This window comes from Pseudobacteroides sp. (assembly GCF_036567765.1).
Classification (GTDB): domain Bacteria; phylum Bacillota; class Clostridia; order Acetivibrionales; family DSM-2933; genus Pseudobacteroides.
In genome coordinates, this window is the sequence record NZ_DATCTU010000007.1 from 56,124 (window position 1) to 76,583 (window position 20,460).

The window sequence follows — 20,460 nt, forward strand, 5'->3', positions numbered from 1 at the left end:
ATTATATAAATAGGAAGCGGACTGATTATGAAATCAGTTCGTTTTTTATTTTTGTTATTGTTATTGCTTAATATTTACAATGATTATAACAGCATAAAATGGCTTTCTATGTTAATAATAATACTTTAGGAATGAAGATTCATAATTTCCAAGGAGGTTGTTTAATGCTTACAGGTGTCTTATTTATTATACAATTTTTCTTTACGTTGATTATAGGGCTATATTTTCTTAATCTGCTCAAATCACAGCAGAGCAATAAGGGTGCGATTGAGAAAGAGTCGAAAAAAGAATTGGATAAGCTTAAGAGGCTTCGGGAAATAAAGCTTACTGAACCGCTTTCAGAAAAGACCAGACCGGCAGCAATTAAGGATATAATAGGCCAGGAGCAAGGAATAAGAGCTCTGAGGGCTGCACTATGCGGTCCTAATCCACAGCACGTCATTATCTACGGACCTCCCGGTGTTGGAAAAACAGCTGCCGCAAGGGTTATTCTCGAGGAGGCAAGGAAAAACTCCATGTCACCATTTAAGAAGGAAGCAAAATTTGTAGAAATGGATGCAACTACCTTAAGGTTTGATGAGAGAGGTATAGCTGACCCACTTATAGGCTCGGTGCATGATCCTATTTATCAGGGTGCCGGTGCTTATGGAGCTGCAGGGGTACCGCAGCCAAAGCCTGGAGCAGTTACCCGTGCACACGGCGGAATGCTTTTTCTTGACGAAATCGGTGAACTGCACCCTATACAAATGAATAAGCTTCTAAAAGTGCTGGAGGATAGGCGTGTAATTATGGAGAGTGCCTATTACAGCTCTGAAGACAATAATATCCCTTCACATATACATGATATATTTCAAAAAGGCCTTCCAGCCGATTTCAGGCTGGTTGGAGCAACTACAAGGCAGGCAGACGAAATTCCTCCAGCCATCAGATCAAGGTGTGTTGAGGTGTACTTCAGGCCGCTGCAAGCCGTTGAAATAGCAGAAATTGCAAAAAACGCAGCAATAAGAGGCGGGTTTAAGACTGAAGACGGAGTAGAGGAAATAGTGGCAAAGTACGCACAAAATGGAAGGGATGCGGTGAATATTATACAGATAGCTGGAGGCTCTGCCTTGGTGGAAGAGAGAAGCATCATAACAAAAAAAGATGTTGAGTGGGTGATTGAGTTTGGACGCTATAGCCCAAGAGCGGAAAAGAAAGTAAGTGCAGGCGAGATTGTAGGGTGTATAAACGGGCTCGCTGTATTAGGAAGCAGTACAGGAATTGTTATTGACATTGAGGCTACAGCTATTGAAGCTGAAGCTGAGAAGGGCAGGCTCACAGTTACCGGCATAATAGAAGAAGAAGAGCTTGACGGAAGAGGCCATAAATTAAAAAGAGCAGGAACCGCAAAATCATCAGTGGATAATGTTGTTACTGTATTTAAGAAGGTACTGGGTTTAGACTGTAAGAAATATGATATCCACTTGAATTTTCCTGGCGGTATGCCTATTGACGGGCCATCTGCGGGAATCGCAGTGTTTGCCGCAATTTATTCGGCTATTTTCAATATACCTGTAAGTAGTGAGATTGCCATGACAGGTGAAATATCAATAAAGGGAAAGGTTAAGCCGGTAGGAGGGGTTACTGCAAAAGTTGAAGCTGCAAAGCTGGCTGGAGTTAAAAAGGTGCTCATTCCAAAGGAAAATTGGCAGGAAATATATAATGACATAGGAATCGAAGTTATTCCTGTTGAGGATATTGGTCAGGTTGTTGAGTATGTTTTAAACAAAAAGGAGACTGTTTCTGACGAGATAATAATCCAAAGCCCGTCTTTAAATATATTGACTGCACAAGCACAATTATAATTATGATTTATAAAATTAGAACTATATTAAAAGTACAGTTAATGACTATATTAAAAGGGACAGATATTTTAATATGGATTAATGGCTTTTAATATAGTTCTAGTCGTCTATATGTGGGAAATTATTTGTATTCGACACCACAGTTTCTCACGACAATAACCAAGGCTGCAAAAACCAAATTGAGTTTCCTTAATACATTTGAGAACAGTAACATATAATCTATAAGTACAATAATTTTGCATTTTAACACGTTTTGCTATAAAATAGTTGTTGTAAAAAAAGAGAAAATTAACGAGGTGAGGGAATAATGGACATTTTACAAGGCATTATATTAGGAATAATACAAGGTTTAACAGAGTTTTTACCAATAAGCAGTTCAGGGCATTTGGTACTATTTCAACAGATTTTCGGGCTTAAGGAAGGTGTTGCTACATTTGACATAGCAGTTCACCTTGCCACCCTTATTGCCGTAGTTGCAGTGTTCCGCAAGGATATTATCGAAGTTATTAAAAATCCTTTCAGTAAGCTTACCCTTTTAATAGTGGTTGGAACCATACCAACACTGGCAATTGCCTTTGCTTTGAAAAATATTATTGAAGATCTTTTGCACTCCGGTGCGTCACTAGGTATAGAGTTTATTATTACAGGTCTTATACTGTGGTTTGCAGAGTCTATAAAGACCAAGGATAAAGGTTTAAAAGAGACATCAATGGCTGATGCAGTTCTTATAGGTATCGCTCAGGGTATTGCAATCATGCCGGCTATTTCAAGGTCTGGACTTACTATTGCCGGGGCTCTGTTTAGAGGGCTCAACAGGGAGTTTGCAGCAAAGTTTTCATTCCTGCTTTCAATACCCATAATCCTTGCAGCTGCAGCTGATGAAGCCCTTGACCTTTATAAAAGTTCAAGCACAGTTGCAATCGGTATGATGCCTTTGGTTTTAGGGATGGTAGCAGCCGCAATTTCAGGATATTTTGCAATAAAGTTTATGCTTAAAATTCTTTCAAAAGGAAATTTGAGATCGTTTTCGTATTATGTATTTGCTTTAGGTGGATTAATTGTTCTTGATCAATTGTTTTTTCACATTTACTTTTAGAAGTATGTAGGCTTAAGGGAGTATAAAAAAGATGGAAACAAAAAAAGATATACTGATAATGGGAATTGAAACAAGCTGTGATGAAACTTCGGCATCAGTGGTTTTAAACGGCAGGAAGGTTGTTTCAAATATAATATCGTCACAAATAGATTTACATCAAAAATATGGAGGAGTTGTTCCGGAAATTGCTTCTAGAAAGCATGTTGAGCTTATGATTCCGGTTATAGATGAGGCTCTGGTCAAAGCAGGAATTAAACTTAAGGATTTGGATGCAATAGGGGTTACATACGGACCTGGATTGGTTGGTGCTCTTCTGGTAGGGCTTTCAGCAGCAAAAGGCCTTGCATTTGCCGCGGACAAACCTCTCTTGGGGGTTCATCATATTGAGGGGCATATAGCTGCAAATTATCTTCAGCATGAGGAACTGGAACCGCCTTTTGTGTGCCTTGTTGCTTCAGGAGGCCACAGCCATATAGTTTATGTCGAATCCTATGAAAAGTTTGAAATATTGGGACAAACCAGGGACGATGCTGCCGGTGAGGCCTTTGACAAAATTGCCAGGGCAATAGGTCTTGGATATCCTGGAGGACCGCTAATTGACAAGGTTGCAGGAGAAGGAGATCCAAAAGCAATAAACTTCCCCAGGGTTTATTTTGAGGGAGGTTCATTAGACTTCAGTTTTAGCGGACTTAAGACTGCTGTACTTAATTATCTGCATAACCTGTCGCAAAAGGGCGAGGCATACAACATAAACCACATTTCAGCGAGCTTTCAGCAGGCAATTGTGGATGTTCTTGTCAAGAATACCATAACAGCTGCAATAAACAAAGGGGTAAATAAAATAACCCTGGCAGGAGGTGTGGCATCCAACAGTTGTTTGAGAAAACAAATGAAGGAACAGGCTCTAGCCAAGGGTATTGAAGTTTTATATCCAAGTCCGATACTTTGTACAGATAATGCTGCTATGATTGCATGTGCTGCATATTATGGCTTTGTAAACGGGACAATGTGTGACTTGAGATTGAATGCAATTCCGGGATTACGGCTGGGAGAAAAATAGTAATTATCCTCTGGATTTACATAATTGGACAAATAAATCAAGGCATAACAATGTTAATATGTTGAATTGTAGGATGTGAATTATGTGGAAATAATCCTAGAGTCCAGCAAAATATGACATTTTTAGCTGTGTATAAGTTTGTGGATAATGTGGATTACTGCTGTGGATAACTCATTTTTCATTTTTGTAATCGTTATAATTGTTGATAACTACCTTTACATAATGCTGAGTTTCGCTGAATGGTGGAACTCCATTGTACTTTTTCACATTATTGGGACCTGCGTTATAAGCTGCCAAAGCAAGCTTCAAATCTCCGCCGAATGCATTTAACTGATCTCTTAAGTACCTGGTTCCGCCATCGATGTTTTGCTGAATATCCCAAGGGTTGGTTACATTCAGCCAATCAGCGGTTCCCGGCATGAGCTGCATAAGTCCCTGAGCTCCGGCACTGGAAAGGGCATATGGGTTAAAGCTTGATTCCTGTTTTATCACAGCTTTAATGAGATTTGCATCAACCCCATATTTTTGAGATGCATCGTTAATAGCTAAATTTATAAGCTCCATCTGCTTTATTTTGTCCTTTGGAGCAGCAGCTGCACTATTTGCTTTGTTAAGCTCAGCTTTAAGTCTGCTATTATCCATGGAATTGTAAGGTACTGCAGGTGCTGCTATTTTCTGGGGTGATATTCTTTTTTCGTTTAATATTTTTTCTGATGCTGTTAATTCAGCTTCGGTTTCTTTGTTTGTCTCCTCTTCAAGGAGTTTCTGGAATGAGTTTTGAGTTGAAGGCATATTCATCCTTATGGGAACTCTGCTCTGAATATCATTTAGTTTTTGGGTAAAGATGTCGTTCACACTTAATGGCATAAAAGCTCCTCCAACCATATACTTTCTTAAAATATTAATAGTGATAAATATATCACTTTTAGTATTATATATATCGGATTAATTGTAAAAAGCTTTAGACCCTATTTATGTCTGGGAAATTATGAAACCTCAAGATTCTTTCTTTTCACGAACTTAGAGCAAGCGTTCTTTTTCTTACCGTCAAACTGGCGGACGGTAAAAAGCTGGCACAGCCCAATTGAGGGTTGCTCTTTTGAACTTGCTATTTTTAATATAAAGTTTTCGCAGTTTATGCACCTTAACTGGCTTTTGGCTTCAGCAAGTAAAGAAGGTGCAAATTTGTGTTTGGAGCAGCTATAATCTGGGGCAACAGCACCATTATGTCTGCATAACACATCATTATTAACAGTAATAATTGTTCCTCGTATGCAGTTACTGCATGTTCTCTTTTGTAACAATGTTCTTCTCCTCTGATTATAGTAATAAATGGTAGATATATTATAACACTGATTAAAGTTGTGTGGTATAAAATGGGTAATAAAATTATTTGACAAGAATAGTCATAATAATACATGAGAATGTATAATGAATTTTATAAAATGTTATTGCTAATGATTACTTAATGATGGTTTATATTTAAGTTTGGGTAATATATAATATACTTTATAAAAAATTACTATCTTTAATTGAAGGTATAGTTTAAAAAATAATTTTTGGGAGAATAAGTCATGAAAAAGCCGACAATACTAAGAAAACGTTTTATACCATTTGAAACAGTTGATATTTCCGATGATGAAATGCTATTTAGGGACGACAATCTCATTATTACCAGATGGAAGGTAATAAAGCCTCGGACGGATATCGACAGGGGTGTTTCCTTTGCGTTTTTGAAGGATGGTTATAAGATAAGCAGGTTTTATGACCCCCAAGGGAACTTCGTATACTGGTACTGTGATATTATTGACGTGGAGTACGACAGTCAGAAGGATGCATATACACTGATTGATCTGCTTGTTGATGTAAAAATATTTCCCGATGGAGAAGTAAGGATTCTGGATGTGGATGAGGTAGCAGATGCACTTGACGATAATATAATAACAAAGAAGCAAGCAAGTGATTCACTGCGAAAACTTCATAAGCTTTTGGATATGATTTATAAAGACGAGTTTCCTCCTAAGGAATCCAGGGATAAGGAATACTGGAAGGTTTAAAGCATATGTAAATATTTATTAATATTTTTAATACAGTTAATACAGCTATTAAGGAGAATATAAATGGGAAAATTCATTGATTTGCATACCCACTCAACCGCTTCAGACGGAAGCCTTACACCAAGAGAGCTTGTAAGACATGCGAAAAATATGGGGCTCTCTGCAATAGCACTTACAGACCATGATACAATTGACGGGATAGAGGAAGCCTTTGATGAAGGAAGAAAGGTTGGGCTTGAGGTAATAGCAGGCCTGGAAATAAGTGTTGAATATAACCCTGAAATGCATATGCTTGGGTATTTTTTTAACGATACATACATGAACATAACAAAGGTATTGGATGGACTAATCAAGAAGAGAAATGAGAGAAATCCCAAAATTGTTAATAAGCTCAATGAGCTGGGATGTCACATAACAATGGAGGAAGTAATCGGCGAGGCGGCAGGTAAGGTGGTTGCAAGGCCCCATATAGCCAGGGTTTTACTTAAAAAAGGATATGTGAAGAGTGTTCAGGATGCCTTTGAAAGGTATCTGGCAGCCGACAAGCCTGCATTTTTTCCAAAATCCAAGTATACCCCGGAGGAGGGTATCAAGGAAATACTTGGGGCAGGTGGAATCCCTGTTCTTGCACATCCCATATACCTGTATCTTAATCAAAAACGACTGGATAAGCTTTTGAAGGATCTTGTTTCCTATGGGTTAAAGGGAATTGAAGCCCACTATGTTGATAATACAATTGATGACACAGGAAACCTTCTGAGGCTGGCAATAAAGTATGACCTTCTTGTAACGGGCGGCAGCGATTATCACGGCAGTTTAAAGCCTGCGATTGAAATAGGAAAGGGAAGAGGTAATCTCAAAATACCATACGAACTTCTTGACAAAATGAGGATAATTGGGGGCACTTGACACCTAATTTTAACGTGATATAATAATAGAGTAATTGATATCGGTTTTGTGTAAAAAATGCCCTTCACAAAGAAGGGTTATTTTTATCGTACTGGCAGGTGAATGGACAATGGATAAAGAATCAATAAAACCAATAACACAAAATAAAAAGGCAAGACATGACTATTTTATAGAGCAAACCATTGAGACTGGGATAGTCTTGTCAGGAACAGAGGTTAAGTCCATTCGTCAGGGCAAAGTAAACCTAAAAGATAGCTATGCCTCTATAAAAGATGAGGAAGTTATTTTAAGTGGTATGCATATTAGTCCTTATGAGCAGGGCAATATATTCAATAAGGACCCAATAAGGGACAGAAAGCTTTTGCTCCACAAGTACGAAATCAGAAGGCTTATAGGCTATGTTCAGCAAAAAGGGTTGACTTTGGTTCCGGTTCAGTTATACTTTAAAGGCAGCAAGGTTAAGCTTGAGCTTGGGGTTGCCAAAGGTAAAAAGCTCCACGACAAGAGAGACGACATCGCGGAAAGAGACGCTAAAAGGGAAATTGACAGAAGGCTTAAGGAAAATAACAGGTAAAATTTTGGAATGTTCAAGAAGTAATTCTTAACTCATTCCGTTACATGGGGGCGTAATGGTTTCGACGGGATTGTTGAGACATAAGTAGCGAGTAGAGGATTCTCGTAGGCCTCTTAAAAAACGAGAACATAAAATTAAACGCTAAAAACGATAATTTAGCTTACGCGGCTTAATGCCGTGTGCGTCTAGCCCAGGTTCCTGCACCTGGGGGCCTAGGCGTCGATAAGTCAGGCCTTTTGCATAGGAAGGTTAAATGCTAGAACTGCTGTGGTAGTAGCCTTGAGCCGCAGCGGAACTTAAAGGCTACGGTAGAGTAGACCCTGCCCTTGGGGGATGCTTGTCAGGAATGCTAAATTGAGGGATACACTCGTAGAAGCTTTTGTGGATATGGTTTCGGACAGGGGTTCGACTCCCCTCGCCTCCACCATGAAAATAGCAAGTCAATGATACATTGGCTTGCTATTTTTCTGTGCAAGAAAGGCTTGAAATAACTTGATTTCAAGCCTTTCTTGCCGTTGTGAAGGTTTCTTAAGCTGCAGATGCCTTGTGCCAATGCAAATCTCTGCACCCTAAAAATTTAATTATGCACTTACTTTTTAACGATTGGTAGAATAATTAAAAAGTCTAGTAATCGTTAAAAGGTATAATTTTAGTGATTTTCAGTAGATTTACATCTAAATTGGATAGATAATAAAAATTTAGCCTAATCAGTAATAACAACCCGATAGATGGTGTGATAGATGTTTATTTTTTTTTATGGGCACCGACGGAACTTACTTTAACACCAAGGACATCTGAAATAGCCGCCGCTCTGCGGCCTAACAAGTCACCAAGTGTATTTCTATCTTCTTCGTTAAGTTTGCCCTTGTGAACTTTTACGAAATCTTTTACAGCCTTATCAGCATCGTACAAGTCACTATTGTCGGTATAAATGGTAGGTTGCTTTTTCATAAGCTTTCTCCTTTCGATTGTTTTTTATTGGCTTAGTTTCTGACTATTTTCATCATCAGGATACCAAGCATAATTCTTCTCGCCACATTTCTTGCAAATTATGTATGCAGTATGCGAGTCTGATGTGTTTTCATCAACATACTCAGCGCCGCTTAGTGGTTCATTGCATTTTTTACAAGTACCAACATTTTCTAATTCGATTGCTTGAAAAGCTTCTTCTGATTTATGCTTTTTGTTTATGTGTCTGTATAGGAAGTATGCACCTGTTCCAATTGTAGCGACTACTGAAACGACAACCACTGCAATCATTGCGCCTTTTCCGCTTTTTACGCACTTCGATGCCCTTGGTAGAATTTTTTTTGCACTCTGGGGAAGTACAGCACTTGATGAAATACTTTTAATGTTATCGGATACAGTTTTAGCCGAATGTGTAAAGACTTCTGTTACATTTGAATTTGGTATCCAATCATAATGATAACCACCTGTATAGCTGCTACTAACATATTGATTTCCGAAAAACGGGTGTCCCGCATTTCCTGCCATTTAAGCCACCTCTCTTTTTATTTGAATAGTTTTTTGGGCCAATTGGTCGATGTTCCAATGATCGTTCCAATGATCGGAACTACAAACGGAAGTGATTTTATAAGCACATCGAAAACCATATCAAGTTTATCTGTTGATGTACCACCAGCCGCTGTTGCGGCAACAGTTCCAACAACATCCTGAACCTTTGAATAATCTGTTTCATCCAGTTCTTGTTCGCAATCTAATAAAAGAGCTACAACCTTCGGCAGGACTTCGTTTTCCTTATTGTTTGCAATCTCATAATCAAGGACTGAGCGGATTGCGATATATTGAGTAAAGTTCATTGGCGTTTTATTGTTTTCAAGATTGCTGATGGTCTGCTTGGTTACACCAATTTTATCGCCCAACACTTCTGCAGTCCACCCGGCAATCTTCCTGATGGGAGATAGGTTCTGCTGTAGTCTTTTAATCTGGATTTCTCGTTCTTTTATTTTATCAGACATAATAAGTGCACCTCCATGATTGAAATTATAACACGCATATTTTACATAGTCAAATAATTTTACTGAATAAAATTGCGCGTATATTCTTTTGGCCGAAGTAATATAAAAAAAACAGCCCGATCGAAGGAGCGCAGTTTAGTTGCAGTCTTACTCTATGATTTCTGAGCCGTTCCTGACCAAAACCTCTTGGATTTGATACAAACGATACCGAATAAAGCAGCATGAACTATCTGAATAAACACAATATTTCAAGGACTTTCGGAGGTTGTATGACAACCAACGGAGGCTTTTTTATTTATGGGAAACTACGTGATATGTAGTCTGCTTGTTTTAATAGGTGGATATCAAAACTGTAAAAATAGGCTTCGTTTGAGAGTGCTTCTTTTATTTAAGAGTGGATTTGTATTACATAACTGCTAATGCACTTTGGTTTTTGAAGAGTTTTGGGATTGTATATCGCTAAGGGCGAAGGATGTGTAGCCTTTTCTCCTGAGTGATAATGAAGACTTTTAAATTCGACTGCAGTAGCTATATTTAAATCTATTGTGTTGAAAAAAGCTTATTTATTAAAAAACATATCTTAAAAAACATATGAACATTTGAATAGCCTATTGAAAAACGAATATCGTTATGATATGATGAGTTTCGTTATAATCTAACGAAAATTGATATTTAATATCCTGAGGTGATATCGTTGATTAAGATAAAATTGTCTGAATTACTAGGTAAAAATAAAATGACAAGAAAAGCTCTTGCTGAGTTAGTCGGTGTACGTCCAAACACTATTGGTGATTTGTACCATGAAAAAGTTAAAAGGGTTGATTTGGATTTGCTTAATAATATTTGTAAGGCTCTTGATTGCGGACTAAGTGATTTACTTGAATATCAAGCGGATGAAGAAATAAATTAGCATAAATAGAAAAGGTGATAAAATGAGATATTTAGGCAGCAAAATAAAATTGCTGAATACTATAGAAGATATTATTAAGAAATATGACATTGAAGGTTATACGTTTGCAGATTTGTTTTCAGGAACATCCTGTGTGGGTGACTATTTTAAGGATAGATATAAAATTCAATCTAACGATTTTTTATACTTTTCATATGTTATGAGTAGAGCAAAATTAACTAATAGCAAGACTCCCTCTTTTTCAAATTTTACTAAGGAGTATAAAAGGAACATTTTTGATTGGCTTAATTCTATTGAATTTACTGCAGATACTAATTATTTTATTTATAATAACTACACTCCAATTGGTGGGAGAATGTTTTTTACAGAGGAAAATGGGAAAAAGATTGATGGTATTAGAATAAAAATTGAGGATCTTTATAGGGAGCAAATTGTTTCTGAAAATGAGTATTTTTTTCTATTAGCATCGCTTATTGAGAGTACCACTAAGGTTTCGAACACTTCAGGCACATATGAAGCTTTCTTTAAGTTTTGGGACTCAAGAGCAACAAAAGATTTTATAATCGAGCCACTTGAAATAAATCAACAAGAACTTTTTGCACAAAACGATGTTTATAATGAAGAAACAAATAGCTTAGCTAGGCGAATTGAAGGAGATATAGCATATATCGATCCTCCATATACTGTAACTCAATATGTTTCAGCATATCATATGTTTGAGACTATTGCTAAGTATGATTCACCCGATATAAAAGGGGTAGGAGGAAAAAGAGGAAGGGGCAATAAAAACTCATTATACGCTCAGAGAACAAAAGCTTTTCAAGCATTTGAGGATTTGTTTAGACAGATTAATTACAAACATATACTGTTAAGTTATAGTAATCAAGGCCTTGTTAGTATAGAAGACCTAGTTGAATTGGCAGAGTTATTCGCCAAAGACGGTAGAGTTTACATAGAAAGCATAGACTATCGAGAGTACCAAAATCATCGGTCAAGCAACAAGCGGAATGGTGAATCCCTCAACGAGGTGATAATATATTTTCAAAAAGATGTCTCTTTAAATAAATCTCCGCTCAATTATTCTGGTAGCAAGGATACTTTGCTTCCCGCGATAGTTAAAGAACTTCCTTCTTCCATTAATACTTTTGTTGATGTTATGGGGGGAGCATTTAACGTTGGGGCAAACATCGTAGCTACAGACTGTATTGTTTATAATGAACTCAACCAGTATGTTTATGAAATTATTGAATGGCTACTGAAAACGGATAAAACCGAAATTGTGGAAGGTATAGAAAAAAGAATAGCTGATTACAAGTTGGAAAAAGGTAAAAAGGGACCGTTTGATAAACTTCGGTTGGCTTATAATGAAGTAGATAAGTGCCCCCTAAATTTGTATTTGCTTCATATGTATTCATTTCAAAATATGATTAGATTCAATAGTGAACATAAGTTTAATACTCCAATTGGAGTGGCAGGTTATAGTGAAGACATAAAACAACGAATACTAAATTTTAAAGTAAAAGCGAAAAATCTGAAAATGATGAATGTTGACTATACATCAATAAATTGGAGTGAATATCCTTCGGATACAGTCTTTTATTTTGACCCTCCTTATTTTATTACAAGTGCAGCTTATAACGATGGGAAGAGAGGAATGAAAGGGTGGTCTGCCGATGAAGAAGTGGAACTATTAAATACTTTAAGCTATATTGATTCATTAGGCTATAAATTTATGTTATCCAATGTAATTAATCACAAAGAAAGAACAAATCATTTACTATTGAAGTGGGTGGAAGAACATGGATTTAGAATTATTGACATTGGTATTAGTGGATGGAGATATGCAAAAAATGAGGTCTTAATAGTAAACTATTAGAAGAAGGAGAAATAATATGAGTCATGTGTTAGTTGTTCCAGAAGAATTAATAACAAAACTGAGAACTGCACACAGTGATCCAGGCACACATGATAAATGGTTAGCTATTGGCGTGGATACTGTAGATGATATGTTAAATTACATAATTAATCGACTAAATAACAAGTATGAAAAGTTAAACATACAAGGCATTAGAGTTGAAAATAAAACAGTTATAAAAGAGAGAATTAATAATTCAAGTAGAGTATCTATTTTTGCTGGGTATTTAGAAAATGAAAAAAAGAATGTTGATGGTTTGTTTTTTTATGTAGATCCTGATGCAGGAAATGCTAATGATTTTTTATCAAGTAAGATACCGCCTGTAATAATTGGTATATATAATAACTATGCGAATGTGACCAAGGATCTACATATTAATAATATGCCAATATTTGCGATTAGTTTGTGTACAACAAGTAGAGTGAATAATGCCTCTGTAAAACGTCAGATTATTTGTGCAGAAACTATGGGAATAAACTATTTAGACATATTTGATAACCGATTATACGATGTAATTAATAGTGGTGATGATGATATCATAACGTCAATTAATACAATACAACAATTAAATGAATTAATATTGCAAGATGGTTCTAATGATTATTTTACGCTTGATGTAACTACCAGAGAAATTAGTATTATATGTTCAAATATGTTAGGAAGAACAAATGATACAGCATATATATATAGATGGTTTTTAAGGGTTATACCGGCGGTATATTTGGCCGCTAAAGAAAAATATGTAATTAATACTACTTCGTTAACTGGTTTAAATGATGGAGATATTCCTACAATTAGAGATTATATTTTGAAAATATAAGGATTAATTAAAAAGGAGAATACTAAAATGCAAATAGTTTATTATGGTGCGCCAGGTACAGGAAAAAGCTATAGTGTAGATGAACTAGTAAAAACATCTGGTGTTGGTGATGATAGAATTTTTAGAACTACATTTCACCCCGAATATACATATAATGATTTCGTTGGACAATTACTACCTAAAGTTCAGAAAACAGCGAGCAGCGTCACTAGTATCAGCTATGAATTCACAAAAGGAGTTTTTACAAGGGCACTAGAAAAAGCATATGAAGATACATCAAAAGAGGTATTTCTAATAATTGAAGAAATGTCAAGAGGAGATTGTGCTGCTATTTTTGGGGACATTTTTCAATTACTGGACAGAGAGTCTTCCGGTGTAGAAAAAGGTTATAGTAAATATTTTATAAACAATGATGTCATTGCCAAAGACATAATAGCAATTACTGATGACAAAATTAAATTACCTCCTAACTTCAATATTTTGGGAACCGTTAATACAAGTGATCAGAATGTATTTGTTATGGATACAGCATTTAAAAGAAGATTTGAATGGCATTATATAAGCACTAAGCCTGAACCGGTAGGGGGACCATATAAAAACAATATTGACTTTGAAGTTATAGATAATGCAGGAACCAAAAAGATAGTTAAGTGGGTTGACATTTACGGTACTTTAAATAAATTCATCTCTGACTCAAGATTTTTAGGCCTTGGCGAAGACAAGCAGTTAGGTCAATTCTTTATAGAATTTAAAATTGGTGGAACACCAAGCGAACATAAAAATCAAGTAAAAAATAAACTATTGCATTATTTATGGAGTGATATTCATAAATCATGCTATAGTACTGGGATTAGTTTGTTTGATTCATCGGTTACAAGTTTTTCCGAACTGTACGATGCTTATGAAAGGGATAGAAAGATTTTTAGTGATAAGTTTTTAGAATGCATAGAACTGTGGCTAAGAGGTAGTTTATGATTCCTTGGTGAATAGAGGTGGTGCTAATCTAATGAAGTTTCTTAGTGGTCAAGATTATTATAACGTTGAGGGCATAGATTTATTACCTTTTAATCTCGAAAAAGGTGATACAAAATATTTAAAGTCTGATAATAAAGAAGTGTTTGATTTTGTTGGCTTTGTTTTAGATGAAGATAATTTGCTATCTGTTTTTCCGAAACATTTTTACAATGATTTAGAGTTGAAAGATTTGAATCAAGGCAAAAAAGCGAATTTAGATGATATAAAGTTGTTATTTGATGTGATCGTAAAATATACAAAGGAAGTATCTATTACTGCCAAAGCGACTAAATACATCGGAGAAAAACCGGAGTTTGTATCCGACTACCCTTTTGCGTCTTTTTTTGAAGTTTATAAATATTTTCGTCATTATGGTATTTATCGTGAAAGTAATATAGAAATCAAACCTAATGCACATGGATCAGTTGCATGGAAAAAAACGATTCAAAAGGCACAGGTTATAGTTAGTGAAGGCAACTTGGTTTTCTCTCCCCTTTTTAGAAAGAAAAAAAAGCAACAGAATGTTTTCCTGAGTGAATGCATGGTATTTGTTATCGATCACACGATTAATAGTTTTCCATATTTTATTAGCTTACCCAAAACTGGTTACAAGAGTAGTTCTTTTGACTTTATCAAACATAGAGAATATACATTGCAACAATTGCGTCAAATTAATAGTAAAACTTTTAAAGATACTCATAAAAAATTGATAGCACACTTAATCAGTTTTTTTGAACAATATAAGAAATCACCAAAAGGCGGTGATATACATATCAAAATCAATTATTTTGATAAAATATGGGAGCGGATGGTTTCAACGTACCTTAATAGGTATTTTAAATGTGTTGAAGAAGTTTCCAATTCTATTATATTTGATACAAGTTTTGTAGCATCGCCCTTTAGATTTGAAGCAAAAGAATTTTCAATTGATGATTCTTCACACCAGTTTAAAATACGGTTAGATCATCATGCAAAACAAGATGATTCTATTTATATTTTTGATTCTAAATATTATTATAGCGTCTCGGATTTAAATTATAAGCAATTTTCATATAATGAGATACTTAGAGGTGGGATTTCGAAGAGCGCTAAAATATATAGTGCCTTAATACTCCCATATAATTGTACATGTTCAAATCTGCATTTTTCATTATCACCTGCTTATTTAGGAGATCGAATAACAGGTACAAAAATAATTGAACAGTATTTGAATATCAAGGAAGTAATGCAAACTTATATATTAAATTGATCGATGTAGGGGGGAGTTCATATGGCGGTCAATCGTTCATTTACAGAATATGTGGCAAAGACATTTGATAACCAATTCTGGGCAGTGACCGAGCAATATTTACATGAAAACATGGATTCCTTAGATCTTGAACTGTACAGAATTCATAAAGCTGGAGAGCCAGAAATTGCTGAAATTAAAGTTGAACATGTCTGGGTTGATGATTTGCCGGAAATGAAAATTCAGTTTGATGTGGCATTGTCCGTTATATTTGAAATTCCAGAAGCTGATTACCATTATGATAATTCTGAGGAAAAGAAAATTTGGATAATGGTTCGTTGCCGTGGAGACCTTGCTTGCAGTCTGCAAGACTTTGAGATTTATGATGTATCGGGCTACAATGGAAAGAACCGTACTAAAAACCCGATGGATGATTCACTTGTCCCCTTTATTCCATATGAAAAACTTGATGAAGTAGCCAATGAATTTTTAAAGGAATATTATCCTGAAGCACTAAAGATTACTCCTTATGGTCAGCCACCTGTATGGGTTGACCCTAATGTTCTAACTGAAAGACTAGGATTAACGATCCAGACTCAATGTATAAGAGAAGACACATCGGTGTTTGGACAGTTATATTTTATAGATACAGATACTGAAATGTATGATGTAAATACAGAATGCAATGTTCCAGTACACATTGACGGGAAAACTATCGTTGTGGATCCGAAAATGTTTTTGCTCCGAAATCTTGGTTCTGTTAATAATACGATTGTACATGAGTGTGTCCATTGGGTTAAACATCGAAAGGTGTTTGAACTTGAAAAACTGTATAACACTACAGCTTCTTATATTAGTTGTGAAGTGGTTGGAGGTGCTGCATCGGCAATTGCACGAAAATCTACTGAATTTATGGAAAAACAAGCAAATCAGCTTACTCCTAGAATTCAAATGCCGGCAGATTCTTTCCGGGCAAAAACAATTGAATACATCTCAAAATTTATGCGTGAAACCAATGCTAGGCATACTGTAGATGTGATGGAAAAGGTAATTACTGCTTTAGTTACAAATTTTGGGGTGTCAAGGCAAGCAGCAAAAATTCGTCTTGTTGAATTAGATTTTGAAGAGGCAATTGGAACTTATACATATCTAGATGGTCATTATGTAAAACCTCATAGCTTCCGCAAAGGTTCCATCAAGGTTAATCAGACATTTTCTTTAAGTTCACAGGATGCTGCTATTCAGCGTTTTATGAATGCGGAACTTCGTGCATTAACTGAAAATGGAGATTATCTATTTATAGATAACCACTTCGTGTATAATGCACCGCTTTACGTAGAGCGTGATGCAAATGGTAAACTTGATTTAACTGGATATGCCCGTTCTCATATGGATGAGTGTTGTCTTGTATTTGATATGAGCATCACTAGCAAGGTCGACAACACATATCATACTGCGTGTTTTTTAAACCGTGAACCAAGTGATATTACGTTTGAAATAAAGTATCATAATGGGTTTGAAAATGCACCGCAGGAACGTCAAGTCGCTATGCGAAAGAAACAGCAAGCTGAAGCTATGGAAATTCGTCGCAAAATGACTGATGACCCAGAGCAATGCATGAAGTTAATTCTTGATTGGCGTGAGATGAAGTACACCGACCTCGGTGACACTATAGACCGTGATCCTAAAACAATCAGCCGTACTGTCAAAGGCGAAACAGCACCAAAGGTAGAGACCGCAGCTCTTATCTGCTTTGGACTAAATCTCCCTCCTGTCATCAGTGAAAAATTGATGGCGGTTCTTGGTTGCCCGTTGAATCCCATGAACCCTAATCACCAATGGATAAATGAGGCTCTTCACGTTAAATATCCAGAGCCTTTATGGGCAATTCAAGAGTATTTGTCCCAATATGGGGTAGAAATATAAAAAAATTTTTAGAAAAACGGACATGGTGTGTCCGTTTTTTATGGGGGTGATTTAATGCCTAAAACGTCTGGAAGAGTTATTGATTATACACAAGAAGAAATGATGGTGATGACAGGTCTTTCTAGGGATCAATTTAGAAGAGGCTTGGTAAGAATATGTGAGATGTACGGTTTTGATATAGATGATTTTAAAGTTGAAGAAGGCAATATCAATAGTGAATTCTTTTTTATTCCAGAAGTGGCGGATTTAATAGCTATCTTGTTGCGAAACCTTAAAGGGCACCCATTAAAAAGAACGAATGCAAAGGTGGATGAGATTTCTGGGACTTCTATTAGTGATTATTACAAAGATGTAATTAATGATATAGACGAAGAAGTTCGTACGATTGTGGCTGAAGCAATTATTTGCTTGGAAAGTCATCTTGTTGCTCAAAATGTAACCGATTGGACGGAGCGGTTTGTAAAACAAATGACCCGATTTTTAGTAAATCTTATTACACTTAAAAGACAGGATGTTGGCGAATCATTAAAACAATTTACGAAGCAATTTGATTCTATGAATTATTATCTCTTTAGAGGTGAATCTGTAATGTCTTTAGCTTATGATTCTAATATCGAAGAATTGCAAAGACAGGGCATTCTAGATGATGACTATCACAAAGAAATAGATAAAAAATTGCACCAAAATAACATAAGCATCGATAGGCTTATTGCTGAAATGATTCGCTGGTATCTGCCAAAGTCAAAAGAGGTCAGGAATTCCAATTTTAAGGAATATATATTTGAGGATAATGATTTTATGAGATGGGCTGCGTGTGGTAATCCTAATCAAGCATCCCCTACCATGAAAAAAGAATTATATTATCAACTAGAGGTTAATTATTCTGCAAATAAAAATTTGCTAAAAAATAATCAGCATGTTTTGGAACATACAAGGAATAAGAATGCAGAGTGGAAAGATATAGCAACGCAGATATCTGAAGGGAACTTTTGTGAACCACAAGAGAAATCGGTTACCGAAAAAATTAAAATTCTTGAAAATAATATTCATAGATGTGAGAAGGAATTAGAGCGGTATAAGAACCTTTTAACAGAACTAAAAGAACAGAAAAACGAAGATGAAAAGAGTGATTTGATACAGGACATTCAACAAAGGTATGTTGAACATTGCAAAAAAATAGACAATGATTATCATGAAATAGAAGCTGTTGTAGACAAATTTGTCGGAAGAGCAATTCATGAATTATTAAAATAGTACCGTGCAGATTTTTTGAAATTTGCACATTGAATGACTAGATGAAAATTAGCCTTTATACTGGTATTAATCCAAGTGGCCACGCGGATACATTTCAGTATGGAGGCGATTTTTTTATGGAAGCAAAAATTATCTCGTTTTATTATGAAACTGGTGAATACGCCGTGACCCAAGGACACAAGGGTTATGAGAAAAAGCATAATAAGAGTGGCAAATACATTAATCCTAAGGGGTTTGGCTGGGCAACCGAATACAAACCATCACGAATTACATTGGGTATAGTTGTAAATGGAGTTTACGCAGAAGTCTGGGTAGACCGTTTCTTTAAGGATAATTGGGGCAGATTGACTGCCGGGCGTGTGAACGCAATAAAAAACACTCTTCCAAAAGAGGTTAATGTTATTGAAAACATAGGCTTGTCTGGTGAGATCTATTACACAATCGATGATGAATCCCTTGAGAAATGGCTAGCGGCAGCAAATAAGATAAAATAATTTCTTTTGAATTATATCCTTCGGATCATTGAAATTTTATGGTTCAAAGTATAGTTCGCCCGACATGGGCAATTTTGCCATTGATTCGAAGGTGATGATAAATTGTATGATTTGATTGAAACCTCTGAATATGATGCGAAAATTACACCTAAAATACATCAACTGATTTCAAAATATGTAAAGGGAGGTAAACCAGATTGATAAAAACTCCAATCAGAATCCTGCATAGTGATAAGCAGGTACCCACACGATTTTGTGATGTTGTGATTGAAAACGGTAAGGTTTTTCTTGAAAAAAAGATAGACAAAAACAAATATGAAAAAATTCCTTGGGAAGATGTGGTCTATCAAGTAGAGGCTGCAAAGGCCGTAAATAAAATAATATAGTGGAAACTACCGCACCCTGTCCCGTAAACAATCGTGGAACAAAAAGCCGGAGTTATCTAAGTAAGCCATAAAGGCTGAAAAAAGATAACTCTGGCTTTTTTATTTTCGCAGATTTTGACCGGACACAGCGTGTCCATTTTTAAAAAAAATTCCGTGATACATTAAGTTTATAGATAGCAAAAATGCTTTCAAAATAAAATCTCAATGTCCGAGATGCGCATTAGGACGGCGGGATGCATAGAGAGTTCAGAACACAGCAATAAGGTCTGTGTTTGGAATGAAGATGCACCCACCGTGATTTCGTGCGCCCATTTTAAGGACAAGCGGAGTCTGTGGACATCTTTTTTACAGGCTCTTTTTGTATTCCGCCGCTCAATGCCAGGACGGAAAGGAATACAAAATGAAATTTAAGAAAACACCGAGTAACAAGAGAGGTACATACACCTATTATGGTGTCAATGGGAAGGTCACGGTCAGGCCAGGTAAGGACGGTATTACAGAGGTGGACATTAAACTATTACACAGTTTGGATGACAACGAAGTTTACACTAACATCAAAAACAGCAGGCCTAAGATGGATAAGCAGGAAAAGGCAGCGGTTAAAGAATGGGAAGAGGCTCATCCCGGTGAGGTTGCACCAAAGAACTGGAATATCTCTATTGATGCTTCTGATGGTGAAGATGGTACTTCACAGGACAAAAGTAAAGTACTTGAAGAGGCATATTATTCTTTAGAAAAAGAGGTATCGCCTGCAGTAGAGCGTTTGCGTGATGTTGTAGAAACGCTGACCAAGGAGCAACAGGAACTTTACCAAATGGTAGTCATTCAAAGTATGACCCTTACTGAGGCAGCGGAGGTATTGGGGACAAGTATTCCCAATATTCACAAGCGTATAAATCGTATTTATGAGCAGATAAAAAAGAAATTTTGAAAAGTTTTATGTGGGGGTTAAAAACCCCCTACATTTTTTTGACTGGTATTTGTGAAGGTGATT

Annotated in this window: 21 protein-coding genes and 1 other RNA gene; 17 read left to right on the forward strand and 5 right to left on the reverse strand. The window is 36.1% G+C overall.

Going from position 1 to position 20,460, the window contains the following annotated elements; all coding sequences use genetic code 11:
* Positions 1-164: 164 nt before the first annotated feature.
* The 3 genes from lonB (at position 165) to tsaD (ending at position 4,000) form a co-directional block, all read left to right on the forward strand.
* A complete protein-coding gene (lonB, locus tag VIO64_RS01525) occupies positions 165-1,844 on the forward strand; it encodes an ATP-dependent protease LonB (protein ID WP_331914531.1) in 1,680 nt (559 codons plus the stop codon).
* Positions 1,845-2,151: 307 nt separating this feature from the next.
* Complete coding sequence (locus VIO64_RS01530) at positions 2,152-2,940, forward strand: undecaprenyl-diphosphate phosphatase (RefSeq protein WP_331914533.1); 789 nt, start codon at positions 2,152-2,154, stop codon at positions 2,938-2,940.
* Between the two features lie 31 nt (positions 2,941-2,971).
* Positions 2,972-4,000, forward strand: a complete 1,029-nt coding sequence (gene tsaD, locus VIO64_RS01535; RefSeq protein ID WP_331914535.1) for a tRNA (adenosine(37)-N6)-threonylcarbamoyltransferase complex transferase subunit TsaD — start codon at positions 2,972-2,974, stop codon at positions 3,998-4,000.
* A 171-nt stretch (positions 4,001-4,171) separates the two neighbouring features.
* Here the strand turns inward: tsaD and VIO64_RS01540 are convergent, their stop codons facing one another.
* Positions 4,172-4,867, reverse strand: a complete 696-nt coding sequence (locus VIO64_RS01540; RefSeq protein ID WP_331914537.1) for a lytic transglycosylase domain-containing protein — start codon at positions 4,865-4,867, stop codon at positions 4,172-4,174.
* A 119-nt stretch (positions 4,868-4,986) separates the two neighbouring features.
* A complete protein-coding gene (locus tag VIO64_RS01545; RefSeq protein WP_331914539.1) occupies positions 4,987-5,304 on the reverse strand; it encodes a hypothetical protein in 318 nt (105 codons plus the stop codon).
* A gap of 270 nt (positions 5,305-5,574) precedes the next feature.
* Between VIO64_RS01545 and VIO64_RS01550 the strand changes: the two genes are divergently transcribed.
* The 4 genes from VIO64_RS01550 to ssrA all read left to right on the forward strand — a co-directional run bounded on the left by VIO64_RS01550 (position 5,575) and on the right by ssrA (position 7,967).
* Entirely contained in the window at positions 5,575-6,057 is a 483-nt protein-coding gene (locus VIO64_RS01550; protein WP_331914541.1) for a DUF402 domain-containing protein, read from the forward strand.
* A 63-nt stretch (positions 6,058-6,120) separates the two neighbouring features.
* On the forward strand, positions 6,121-6,966 hold the full coding sequence (locus VIO64_RS01555; RefSeq protein WP_331914543.1) for a PHP domain-containing protein: 846 nt from the start codon (positions 6,121-6,123) through the stop codon (positions 6,964-6,966).
* Between the two features lie 109 nt (positions 6,967-7,075).
* Positions 7,076-7,540, forward strand: a complete 465-nt coding sequence (gene smpB / locus VIO64_RS01560; protein WP_036937233.1) for an SsrA-binding protein SmpB — start codon at positions 7,076-7,078, stop codon at positions 7,538-7,540.
* A gap of 46 nt (positions 7,541-7,586) precedes the next feature.
* Positions 7,587-7,967: a transfer-messenger RNA gene (gene ssrA, locus VIO64_RS01565) on the forward strand.
* 317 nt (positions 7,968-8,284) lie between these two features.
* Here ssrA and VIO64_RS01570 read toward each other — a convergent pair.
* Genes VIO64_RS01570 through VIO64_RS01580 form a run of 3 tightly spaced genes read right to left on the reverse strand, consistent with a single transcriptional unit; the run spans position 8,285 to position 9,519 of the window.
* Positions 8,285-8,491: a hypothetical protein gene (locus VIO64_RS01570; protein WP_331914551.1), complete on the reverse strand. Its 207-nt coding sequence runs from the start codon at positions 8,489-8,491 to the stop codon at positions 8,285-8,287.
* A 24-nt stretch (positions 8,492-8,515) separates the two neighbouring features.
* On the reverse strand, positions 8,516-9,034 hold the full coding sequence (locus tag VIO64_RS01575; protein WP_331914553.1) for a hypothetical protein: 519 nt from the start codon (positions 9,032-9,034) through the stop codon (positions 8,516-8,518).
* 17 nt (positions 9,035-9,051) lie between these two features.
* Positions 9,052-9,519 (reverse strand): helix-turn-helix transcriptional regulator, encoded by a 468-nt coding sequence (locus tag VIO64_RS01580; protein ID WP_331914555.1) that lies wholly within the window; start codon positions 9,517-9,519, stop codon positions 9,052-9,054.
* 694 nt (positions 9,520-10,213) lie between these two features.
* Between VIO64_RS01580 and VIO64_RS01585 the strand changes: the two genes are divergently transcribed.
* The 10 genes from VIO64_RS01585 (at position 10,214) to VIO64_RS01630 (ending at position 20,397) form a co-directional block, all read left to right on the forward strand.
* Positions 10,214-10,429 carry a helix-turn-helix transcriptional regulator gene (locus VIO64_RS01585; protein ID WP_331914557.1) on the forward strand — a complete coding sequence of 72 codons (216 nt, stop codon included), beginning with the start codon at positions 10,214-10,216 and terminating at the stop codon, positions 10,427-10,429.
* Between the two features lie 22 nt (positions 10,430-10,451).
* The gene (locus tag VIO64_RS01590; RefSeq protein WP_331914559.1) at positions 10,452-12,305 is read left to right on the forward strand and encodes a DNA adenine methylase; all 1,854 of its coding nucleotides are present in this window, start codon (positions 10,452-10,454) and stop codon (positions 12,303-12,305) included.
* Positions 12,306-12,321: 16 nt separating this feature from the next.
* Positions 12,322-13,164, forward strand: a complete 843-nt coding sequence (locus tag VIO64_RS01595; RefSeq protein WP_331914561.1) for a hypothetical protein — start codon at positions 12,322-12,324, stop codon at positions 13,162-13,164.
* A gap of 27 nt (positions 13,165-13,191) precedes the next feature.
* On the forward strand, positions 13,192-14,139 hold the full coding sequence (locus VIO64_RS01600; RefSeq protein ID WP_331914563.1) for an AAA family ATPase: 948 nt from the start codon (positions 13,192-13,194) through the stop codon (positions 14,137-14,139).
* Between the two features lie 31 nt (positions 14,140-14,170).
* Positions 14,171-15,427: a hypothetical protein gene (locus tag VIO64_RS01605; RefSeq protein ID WP_331914565.1), complete on the forward strand. Its 1,257-nt coding sequence runs from the start codon at positions 14,171-14,173 to the stop codon at positions 15,425-15,427.
* Positions 15,428-15,448: 21 nt separating this feature from the next.
* On the forward strand, positions 15,449-17,332 hold the full coding sequence (locus VIO64_RS01610; RefSeq protein ID WP_331914567.1) for a hypothetical protein: 1,884 nt from the start codon (positions 15,449-15,451) through the stop codon (positions 17,330-17,332).
* A gap of 54 nt (positions 17,333-17,386) precedes the next feature.
* A complete protein-coding gene (locus VIO64_RS01615; RefSeq protein WP_331914569.1) occupies positions 17,387-18,586 on the forward strand; it encodes a hypothetical protein in 1,200 nt (399 codons plus the stop codon).
* Between the two features lie 116 nt (positions 18,587-18,702).
* Positions 18,703-19,080 (forward strand): hypothetical protein, encoded by a 378-nt coding sequence (locus tag VIO64_RS01620; protein WP_331914570.1) that lies wholly within the window; start codon positions 18,703-18,705, stop codon positions 19,078-19,080.
* A 197-nt stretch (positions 19,081-19,277) separates the two neighbouring features.
* Positions 19,278-19,466, forward strand: coding sequence for a hypothetical protein (locus VIO64_RS01625; protein WP_331914571.1), 189 nt, complete (start codon positions 19,278-19,280; stop codon positions 19,464-19,466).
* A gap of 400 nt (positions 19,467-19,866) precedes the next feature.
* Entirely contained in the window at positions 19,867-20,397 is a 531-nt protein-coding gene (locus VIO64_RS01630) for an RNA polymerase sigma factor (RefSeq protein ID WP_331914573.1), read from the forward strand.
* Positions 20,398-20,460 lie beyond the last annotated feature (63 nt).

What these genes read in the sequence shown, in the direction of transcription:
- VIO64_RS01580 (WP_331914555.1), bottom strand. Translation starts at nt 9,519, where the DNA reads ATGTCTGATAAAATAAAAGAACGAGAAATCCAGATTAAAAGACTACAG.
- lonB (WP_331914531.1), top strand. Translation starts at nt 165, where the DNA reads ATGCTTACAGGTGTCTTATTTATTATACAATTTTTCTTTACGTTGATT.
- VIO64_RS01550 (WP_331914541.1), top strand. Translation starts at nt 5,575, where the DNA reads ATGAAAAAGCCGACAATACTAAGAAAACGTTTTATACCATTTGAAACA.
- VIO64_RS01595 (WP_331914561.1), top strand. Translation starts at nt 12,322, where the DNA reads ATGAGTCATGTGTTAGTTGTTCCAGAAGAATTAATAACAAAACTGAGA.
- VIO64_RS01630 (WP_331914573.1), top strand. Translation starts at nt 19,867, where the DNA reads ATGAAATTTAAGAAAACACCGAGTAACAAGAGAGGTACATACACCTAT.
- VIO64_RS01590 (WP_331914559.1), top strand. Translation starts at nt 10,452, where the DNA reads ATGAGATATTTAGGCAGCAAAATAAAATTGCTGAATACTATAGAAGAT.
- VIO64_RS01575 (WP_331914553.1), bottom strand. Translation starts at nt 9,034, where the DNA reads ATGGCAGGAAATGCGGGACACCCGTTTTTCGGAAATCAATATGTTAGT.
- VIO64_RS01620 (WP_331914570.1), top strand. Translation starts at nt 18,703, where the DNA reads ATGGAAGCAAAAATTATCTCGTTTTATTATGAAACTGGTGAATACGCC.
- VIO64_RS01540 (WP_331914537.1), bottom strand. Translation starts at nt 4,867, where the DNA reads ATGCCATTAAGTGTGAACGACATCTTTACCCAAAAACTAAATGATATT.
- VIO64_RS01605 (WP_331914565.1), top strand. Translation starts at nt 14,171, where the DNA reads ATGAAGTTTCTTAGTGGTCAAGATTATTATAACGTTGAGGGCATAGAT.
- VIO64_RS01610 (WP_331914567.1), top strand. Translation starts at nt 15,449, where the DNA reads ATGGCGGTCAATCGTTCATTTACAGAATATGTGGCAAAGACATTTGAT.
- VIO64_RS01600 (WP_331914563.1), top strand. Translation starts at nt 13,192, where the DNA reads ATGCAAATAGTTTATTATGGTGCGCCAGGTACAGGAAAAAGCTATAGT.
- tsaD (WP_331914535.1), top strand. Translation starts at nt 2,972, where the DNA reads ATGGAAACAAAAAAAGATATACTGATAATGGGAATTGAAACAAGCTGT.
- VIO64_RS01555 (WP_331914543.1), top strand. Translation starts at nt 6,121, where the DNA reads ATGGGAAAATTCATTGATTTGCATACCCACTCAACCGCTTCAGACGGA.
- VIO64_RS01615 (WP_331914569.1), top strand. Translation starts at nt 17,387, where the DNA reads ATGCCTAAAACGTCTGGAAGAGTTATTGATTATACACAAGAAGAAATG.
- VIO64_RS01530 (WP_331914533.1), top strand. Translation starts at nt 2,152, where the DNA reads ATGGACATTTTACAAGGCATTATATTAGGAATAATACAAGGTTTAACA.
- VIO64_RS01570 (WP_331914551.1), bottom strand. Translation starts at nt 8,491, where the DNA reads ATGAAAAAGCAACCTACCATTTATACCGACAATAGTGACTTGTACGAT.
- smpB (WP_036937233.1), top strand. Translation starts at nt 7,076, where the DNA reads ATGGATAAAGAATCAATAAAACCAATAACACAAAATAAAAAGGCAAGA.